General features: G+C 56.8%; 6 protein-coding genes. 2 read left to right on the forward strand and 4 right to left on the reverse strand.

Annotation, left to right across the window (positions count from 1 at the left end):
* Positions 1-114: 114 nt before the first annotated feature.
* The 4 genes from NKH59_RS17395 to NKH59_RS17410 all read right to left on the reverse strand — a co-directional run bounded on the left by NKH59_RS17395 (position 115) and on the right by NKH59_RS17410 (position 5,404).
* A complete protein-coding gene (locus NKH59_RS17395; RefSeq protein WP_353022550.1) occupies positions 115-372 on the reverse strand; it encodes a hypothetical protein in 258 nt (85 codons plus the stop codon).
* Positions 338-2,602: a ParB/RepB/Spo0J family partition protein gene (locus NKH59_RS17400; RefSeq protein WP_353022552.1), complete on the reverse strand. Its 2,265-nt coding sequence runs from the start codon at positions 2,600-2,602 to the stop codon at positions 338-340. The genes NKH59_RS17395 and NKH59_RS17400 overlap by 35 nt, the downstream gene beginning before the upstream one ends.
* Positions 2,603-2,741: 139 nt before the next feature.
* On the reverse strand, positions 2,742-2,915 hold the full coding sequence (locus NKH59_RS17405) for a Y4oE-related protein (protein ID WP_167434551.1): 174 nt from the start codon (positions 2,913-2,915) through the stop codon (positions 2,742-2,744).
* Positions 2,916-4,153: 1,238 nt separating this feature from the next.
* Entirely contained in the window at positions 4,154-5,404 is a 1,251-nt protein-coding gene (locus NKH59_RS17410; RefSeq protein WP_353022555.1) for a S8 family serine peptidase, read from the reverse strand.
* 93 nt (positions 5,405-5,497) lie between these two features.
* Between NKH59_RS17410 and NKH59_RS17415 the strand changes: the two genes are divergently transcribed.
* Together NKH59_RS17415 and NKH59_RS17420 are read left to right on the forward strand one after the other, a co-directional pair.
* The gene (locus NKH59_RS17415) at positions 5,498-6,676 is read left to right on the forward strand and encodes a branched-chain amino acid ABC transporter substrate-binding protein (protein WP_353022557.1); all 1,179 of its coding nucleotides are present in this window, start codon (positions 5,498-5,500) and stop codon (positions 6,674-6,676) included.
* Complete coding sequence (locus NKH59_RS17420) at positions 6,676-7,857, forward strand: S1 family peptidase (protein ID WP_353022559.1); 1,182 nt, start codon at positions 6,676-6,678, stop codon at positions 7,855-7,857. Before NKH59_RS17415 ends, NKH59_RS17420 begins: the two co-directional genes overlap by 1 nt.
* Positions 7,858-8,341: the final 484 nt, after the last annotated feature.

Consider the following 8,341-nt stretch of genomic DNA (forward strand, 5'->3'; position numbering starts at 1 on the left):
ACCTTTTCGGATATATAAACGGCAGCAAAACCGGCCTGGTTTCCAAGCCGGTTTTTCTGCGGGCGGGAAGGGGGAGTTTGAGGGGAGGGGGAAGGGGCGGGGAAGGGGCCTCCCTCAATGCGGATCGGGGCCGATCGATCCGGCCCCGATCGCATCAGCGGCCGTCGATGAACGTTCCCGGAAGGCCGAAGGCTTCAAGCGCCACGGTAAGCGCGTCCTGAATGTCTGCACAATCGACATGTGCGGGTTCTCGACATAGGCATTGATGAGCTTGCAGCAGGCAGGGCGCGGTAAACCGATCGCGCCGGAGAAAGCGCGACCGGCAAGCGGATGATGATTATTCAGCCGCAACGGGATGCGGTGTTTCTTCATCGAAATCGGCGTCGTCGCGCTTCGTCTCGGCAGCACGAACGGAAATCCGCACAGGCTCAGGAAGCCAGCCGCTATCCGTGACCATCCGCTCTGCAATGCTAACGGCTTCCGACTTCTTGCCCGCCGCCTTGACGGCAAGCGCGGCTTGAGCGCCCTTCGCTTCACGAATGACGGCCTCGATGCTCTGGCGGTTGATATGCGAGAAATAGCTATCGCCGGTCGGCTCGAACCATTTCGTCATGTTCACCGCAAGAGCCTGTCCAAGCCGGTCTGCGTGCTCGAAAGCGCCTTTCCTGTCATGGCAGTGAAGCTTCCGCACCGCGTTGACGGAATGAGCCGCCGCAAAAGCCAGAAGCGACAACAGTTCGTCGCGGTTCTGTTGCAAGCACCATTCCCACAGATCGGCAGGGTTGCCGGGGATATGATCGTCCCATGTCTCGCGAAGGCTTTCAAACTCCGCCACGGCTCGGCAGGCGTCGCGCCGCTTCATGCTGGTTTCGATATGCTCATGTGTCAGCCTGATTTGCAGCGCGCTATCTACGTTCGAGCAGTAATCATAGACCACACTCAACAGCATCGCGTGAACCACGGCCGCCAAGGCTATATCGTGATTGTTCGCGAGTTCGACCCGTAGCGCCGCCGTCTTTTGAGCGGTCAGGTCCTCGACGAGCGCCGCCGAATGCGTCACCCTCGGCTGTCTGGCCTCCTGTGGGTTTTCAACGGCGTTGCCGCCCTCGTCGTCGCCATCGGCCTCGTCATCCCGTTCATTCTCGGGCCGCACAAGACCACGCTCGATCCGCACATCGCCGTAGTTGGTCAGCGTGACGATCGCGCCGCTGATCTCGAAAACTTCCGGCGCATAGACTTCTGTGCGATCCTGCAACGCGGTGATCCGCTTGTCGATTTCCTCGATCTTCGCGTCAGCCGCTTCATCGACGGCCTCAGTCTCGATCAACTCCGCCAGCTCGTCATATTCTGCGGTGAGCTGGTCAAGTTCGGCTTGTTCGGCCTCGGACAACGGCACCTGTTCGGGATAGCGCCGCCCGTAGGCTTGGAAGGTGTCATAGGATACATCGGGCATGATCTCGACCCATTTCCAGCCTTCCGCCTTTACGGCCTTGGCCGCGCTTTCAAGCTTGACTGCGACAAGGGCATCCAGCTTCAAGACATCGACCGCAAAACCGCCTTCCTTGTCATCGAACAGGTCGCGCTTGACGGTTCCGCCTGCCGCCTCGTAGGCGTCCAGCCCGCCAATGAATTTGAGCCGCTTGTCGCTTGCCCGAACGCCCTCGCCAGCAAGTGCGGAACGAATGTTTGATGCGTAGCGGTTCCACGTTGGCAGTTCATTCCATACCCGTTCCTGCGCCTCGTGATCGTCGCTGATCGTGAAGGCCGAAAGCTGATCAAAGGTCATGTCCTCGTTGCGGTAAGCCTCCAAGAGGCGCGGTGACACGCGACCAAGGGCAAGGCGGCGGCGCACAATCGTTTCGGTCGTGCCGAACCGTGCGGCAATATCGGGGACCGACTTGCCTTCGTCCGCCAGATCGCGGAACGCCTCGTACTGGTCGACCGGATGCATGTCCTCGCGCAAGACGTTTTCGGCAAGACTGGTCGCCTTCGCGTCCTCGCCCGCGCGCTCCTTGCATTCAACGGCGAAATCCTTCGCGATCTCTCCCTTCTCGGCCAGCAGATTGAGCGCCGCGCGGCGTCGCCCGCCAGCGGTCACGAAATAGCGGCCCTTCTTGTCGCCCTTCCTGACAACAAGGTTTTGCAACAGCCTGTAGCCATCGGCCCTGATGCTCCCTGCCAGCGCTGCGATGCCCTCGGCGCTATAGGTTTTACGGACGTTCTTGGGGTCCAAATCCAGCTTGCTAAGGGGAATGATCATTGTCTCGGTCATGGCTTTTCTCTCCTGTTTTCCCGTTTCCCGCGAAGCGGAAATCCTGCCCGAAGGGGCAGGAGCCCCGCTCCTGCTCCCGAGCTCGTGCGGAACAGCGGGGGAGAGGGGGGCAAGGGGACAAATCGGAGGGGGATCACCCGCCCGAAGGCGAAGCCGAGGGTCGGCGCCGATCCGCGCATGCGGACCTGCGTCGATCCTGCACGAAGCGCGGCCCTGGCCGCGCGGAGGAAGGACGGGGAGACCGATTTTCGCCTTGCAGGGGAGAGGGGGCAGAGCCGCCTTTCCCCCTCTTTTCAGGAATATCCCTGGGTCGGCTGTGGGCCGCGCCATGTGGAAGCAGGCGCGGCACAGGGAGTTGTGGACCGCCTGACCGACCTGATAAGCTTCATACCCGCGATGGGTGCGCTTCGGGGATTTCGTATTCCATCAGCGGCGCGGGCCATGGGTTGGTGGCGACGCAGGCTGAGCGCTACGCCCAACCCACGTGATCCGATTTTGCGAGCTTTAGAAACAGGTCGAACCAAAACCGATACTCGGCTCCACCTTGATCGCCAAGCGTCTCGAACGCACAATACGCGACCGACGTCGTTGGGCCTTTCCCGTATTTGTCGATAGCAGCGTCAATTGCCTCGTCTTCGGCCAAGAACTCCCATCCTCTAATGACGCTGCCGTGAATTCCCAAGGTGACCTCTCAAACCTGTCCACGGAAATCTAATGCTTGGGCGGTCCTGCGTCACCCCTGCATTTCGACGGTCACGCCAATCGTGATGAAGGCCGACCAGTACGAACATCAAGGTCGCGATCAAACTGATCAACGCCCAAGGGTCGCCGGCTGAAGCTGCAAGGCAACTGAGTCTTGGCCGCCCCACTGTTTATGGAAAAGTGAGGCGACTGGGCATTAGTCGGCCGGCGTAGAGAACATTTCCGACGGTCTTCAAACTATCGCTCCGGGGGAAACTCCAATGGCAAATCGCGACCCATTGCGGAAGCTCGTTCGGCCCCGGCCGAATTCACGCCCATGGCCCAAAAACGATGCTCGCGGTTCCTCCTAGACGTCGGCTTCACGCCGCATGGCTGCCGTACAACGTTCATCTGGTGTCGCCTGAGGGCGGGCGCGAGCGGATATTTAGCTTTTTTTCGGTCGTTGCTGGTTAGGTATCCAAATATCTGGGGGCGATAGCTAGACATGGGCTTGGTGAAAGGGTCGAAGAGCATCAAGATGCACGCCGAGCTTTTGTTCCGTATGTGAGCTGATCAAAGCTCTGAAGGTTGCAGCTCTCAAACGAGAAATGCATGCCTATTGATAGTTGAGATGATGGCAGCTCCGTTGGGATAGAAGCTGACCGGCGAGGAGATCCACGAGAAAATCGGTCCGCTGCTTGATGGACATACCGGCAGGGAAATCATCGAGCGTTACAAAAAGATGTCGGAGGTCGCCCAAGGGTACGCCGTTGTTCCTCGACGGTCTGCGCGCATACGAAGACTATGCGCAATGGCTGCCGCTGCCGGCCTCGCATCTCGATTTTTCCAGCCCCTGGACCGCGTGGTGGGGCGCTGTTTTCCGAAGGTGAAGCCCCCTGGAAGCACCGCCGCAGGATCAATGCAGCAGGATCTATGGTCTCGAAGCTGCTTATCGCCGATGCCAGACCGGCAACTGAATTATCATAGCCATGGCTGTTTGAAAGGAGCCCACATTGGGCGGGCTTTGACCGAGGCGATGTGCGTCGCCCGGTCCAGACAGCAATGCTTGCGCGTTCGGTGAAGTCCAGCGTAATAACGAATTCCCACTGAGCGCTCAGGGCAGTACTGCGATCGGCTCTTGCATGACTGCGGTTGGGCCGGAAGCGAACAACTGCATCGAGCTTCCGGAACTGCTCAGCCTTAACGAAAACTGACCAGACCTAGCCCAATGTCCGATGACTTGGAGTCTTCGGGAAAGCGAGCCCGAGAAGCTGACGCGAGGATCTTCGCTCTGACGCTGCGTCCGGTTGCGGCAGAACCTAGGCGCTCCCACCACAAGGCTGCTACTCCGGAGACGTGGGGGCAAGCCATGCTAGTCCCGCTCATGGCGGACAGCGGCTGGTCGCGTCCAGCTGATACGATGTCGACGCCTGGAGCACAGACAGTCGGATTTGCGTTTGAGAAAGGCGCCACTTTATATTTGTCGTCGGCATATGATACTGCACCAACGGCAATAATGTCTGGGGAACAAACGGCTGGAAAACTGCAGTCGATTACCAGTCGCTCGTTGACCTGCCGCATGCTTTCATTGCCTGCTGCCGCAACCACAACCAGGCCGGTCATCGACAGATAGGAACTTTCGTGCGACAGCTCGCTAAGCACACCTTCAAAGAGCCTCAAATTTTCTCTGTATGCCGTCAGGGCGATCGAAGTCGCTAATTTGGCTGGAACTCCGTCATCTACAAGATTTTCTTGCATTCGAGGAAAATCGAATCCGATCGACATCGAGATTACATTCGCGCCTTTATCTTTTGCCCATTTTAGGCCATTCAAGAGAGACGAAGCAGTTCCGTGACCAGCACTGTCGATTACTTTGCCAACTATAGCAGTCTGTACTCCTTTGGACACGCCGATTCGCGTGCCGTTGACGTCTTGGCCAAATATAGTTCCAGCACAATGAGTACCGTGGCCTTGCTCATCGGTGACATCTTCTCCCCCTTGTCCAGTGAAATCCTGGCAGATCCAGCTTTTTATGCCGCTGAACGCAGCATGTCCGCGTAAAATACCGGAATCAAGAACGGCGACATTTACGTTAGCGCCCGTCGCGCCCCCGCCGTCGCCATCTAGCATTGCCGAGATGCCCCATGATGCTTTTAGGTTCAGGGCTTCTGAAAGGGGATCTTTGTCACCGAGTATACCATAGTCTTGTTTGGAAACAGGAGAAACCAACGATACTGGCATAACCGGAAATAGATGCAGCGTCGGGTCAGCCAATGCCTCCGTAAATTCCTTTTTCGATAGGCGTTCAGATGAAATATCTGCCATATGATCACTTACATCTAGCGTCTCTACCCCGTCGGCACTGGTTGTCTTAAACCTGCGGCTTTTGAATCCCGTTCGAACCCCGCCGTCACCCGGAGTAGATTTCAAGACGAAGTACTCAATCGCCATGCACCAACTCTCCCATTGTACCAAAGCAACTTTCACGATATATTTTAAGTCGATCTTGTCATGCTACCCCAATATGCACAGCGAGGCAACGCAATGAAAGCCCATCGAGCGAGGGGTTTCACGCTGATCTGCACGGCCATCTTGGTCTTATTTTCTTCCGCGTATGCACAATCAGACATACTGATCGGTGTCGCAGCCCCAATCACTGGTCCGAACGCAGCGTTCGGCGCCCAGTTGCAGAAGGGCGCCGAGCAGGCCGTCGCCGACATCAATGCCAAGGGCGGCATCAACGGCGAGCAGATCAAGCTGGAGGTCGGCGACGACGTCTCCGATCCGAAGCAGGGCATCTCAGTGGCTAACAAGTTCGTCGGCGACGGTGTCAAGTTCGTGGTCGGGCACTTCAACTCGGGCGTCTCGATCCCGGCGTCGGAAGTCTATGCCGAAAACAACATCGTCGAGATCACCCCGGCTGCCACCAACCCGAAGTTCACCGAGCGCGGCCTGTGGAACGTGTTCCGCACCTGCGGACGCGACGACCAGCAGGGCAAGGTTGCCGGCGCCTATCTTGCCGCGGAATTCAAGAACGCCAAGATCGCAGTCGTCCACGACAAGACGCCTTATGGCCAGGGCCTTGCCGATGAAATGAAGATGGAGCTCAACGCCGGCGGCGCCACCGAAGCCTTGTATGAAGGCATCAATGTCGGCGACAAGGACTTCTCGGCGCTGATCACCAAGATGAAGGAAGCCGGCGTCGACCTCGTCTACTACGGTGGCCTGCACACCGAAGCCGGCCTGATCATGCGCCAAGCGGCTGACCAAGGTCTCAAGGCGACACTGATTTCCGGCGACGGCATCGTGTCGAATGAGCTGGCCTCGATTGCCGGCGACGCCGTCATTGGCACGATGGTGACGTTCGCTCCCGATCCGCGCAAAAACCCGAACGCCAAGGAACTCGTCGAGAAGTTCCGTGCCGCCGGTTTCGAGCCGGAAGCCTACACGCTCTACGCTTACGCTGCCGTGCAGATCGTCGCCGCCGCCGCCGCCAAGGTAGGCTCGACCGACGACGCGCAGAGGGTCGCAGCAGAGATCAAGGCGGGCGGCCCTTGGGAGACCGCGATCGGGGACATCAGTTATGACGCGAAGGGCGATCCGACGTGGCCGGGCTTCGTAATGTATGAATGGGGGAAGGACAATGATGGGAAATATATCATCGTCGAGATGCCGTCAGCTTGCTGTCGTGAAGGCAATCGAAGCTGCTGTCCGAAAAACTGATGCTAGATTACCGAAATGAGCTTGAGCGGTCCACCGGGCAGATATTTGTCGTATCGGCGACATCTACTGAACCACTCGGTACCGGATTTTGTATTTCGCCTAGTGGGTATGTTTTAACTGCTGGACACCTATTTACGAATTGTAAGCCAGATAATATCTTCCAGATTGTATTTCAGGGTATGGATCCCCTGCCCCTCATGGTAGCCAGCTCTCAATATGACCGTGCGACGGGAAAGGATCTCGCAATTTGCAAGGCTTCCGCCCCATCACCTCTCCCCTATCTCTCGCTTCGCTTTCCCAAAACTTGTTCTGGCCCCATGTCCGAAAGAGGGTATCCGACCGTCATTGGAGAGCAAAGCACAGCAAACGGGCAGTTTCTGGGAATCATCAATGTGGCCGGAAGCTCTGCCAATCGATTGTTTCATTTCGAGTCGGATCAAGCGGGCGCGCCTGGCTTTAGCGGTAGCGCAGTCTATTCAATCAAGGAAGGTGGTGTGGTCGCGCTCCAAACCGAGGCCGCTGAGGCCAAGGTAGGACCCCAATGGAACTCGGTGCTAGCCTTCCCGCTGTTCCACATTTCGGACCAGCTAGATCAACTACCAGCTGCTACCAGGTGGTCGTGGTGGTTCCGCTCCCGAATACGAGCTTTATTTTCGAATTCCGTTCAAGTGGCAATTGTGACCGTATCTTTATTTTTCATAGTCGCAACCTGCGTCGTGACGGGTCAACGAATGCTCTCTTTCAATCAAATGATGACCGCTTTTTCGGATCCCAACTTTGACAAACTCGACACAGCGGAAACCGCGTTTTGGCTGAGCGCGGCGGGCCAGAACTTTTTGGATAAACACAAGGAAGCCGATGGTTCTTTCAGCAAAGATATTTATCCTTTCATGGAGCAACATCCGGACAATCTCAAAAATGTGCTGGAGCTAGCTAACATATATGAGAAAGCATCTGATTGCTTTCTCGGATCATTATGCTTCGACGGCCAAGTATGTGTGGCTCTTTACCCTCGTATATGGAATTTTTATCATCAATATCAGGGAGTTTGGTCTGGGATCGAGAAAAAGATGAATAATAGAGTCGATGTGAATATGGAGCGTTTCCTCAGAGACGTCTGTGACGGAGAGCGCAATCAACTTTGCCGCGACGTAGGCAATGCTTCGTCAATTTGCCACTAGGCAGATTTGACTTGTGTTACGCGAGGATCTCGTCGCGTAGACCAGATCATTGATCTCGATTTGGCCGGTTGCCAACAGTCCGCTTTCGGATCGACTAGGCAGAATGCGGTCGTTCGGCGTTCGCCCGACGTGCGACGCTGCGCCTGCGAAGGGCGGGACGGGAGGAAAAACATCTCAACCTGGAGCCATGGCTCCATGTTGACCAGAAGGCATAGCACGCGGCCGCAAAGAGCTGGACACCTGCCGTTGATCGACCCTGCACTTTTGGCATGACTGATAGCACAAACTCTAGCCTAGTTAGCGAACAGCAATATGCCAGGTGCGATCATTGTCGAATTAATTCAATAGGGAGCCGGCCTGGTTGCGCATAGATACCGCGGATCTCCGCGACACTTTCGTTCGATCCTACTACTTCGGCTGTCAGTTCTTAGTTGCATGCCCTTTACGTTAGCCGTGGCTTGGACTATGAATCTGCGAGGCTGAC

The sequence above is a fragment of the Mesorhizobium sp. M0998 genome (genome assembly GCF_040318885.1).
Lineage (GTDB): Bacteria > Pseudomonadota > Alphaproteobacteria > Rhizobiales > Rhizobiaceae > Mesorhizobium.

Bases quoted from the DNA above. Each gene is read 5' to 3' on its own strand.
- NKH59_RS17395 (WP_353022550.1), bottom strand. From the start codon at position 372: ATGAAGAAACACCGCATCCCGTTGCGGCTGAATAATCATCATCCGCTT.
- NKH59_RS17420 (WP_353022559.1), top strand. From the start codon at position 6,676: ATGCTAGATTACCGAAATGAGCTTGAGCGGTCCACCGGGCAGATATTT.
- NKH59_RS17410 (WP_353022555.1), bottom strand. From the start codon at position 5,404: ATGGCGATTGAGTACTTCGTCTTGAAATCTACTCCGGGTGACGGCGGG.
- NKH59_RS17400 (WP_353022552.1), bottom strand. From the start codon at position 2,602: ATGGCGCGGCCCACAGCCGACCCAGGGATATTCCTGAAAAGAGGGGGA.
- NKH59_RS17415 (WP_353022557.1), top strand. From the start codon at position 5,498: ATGAAAGCCCATCGAGCGAGGGGTTTCACGCTGATCTGCACGGCCATC.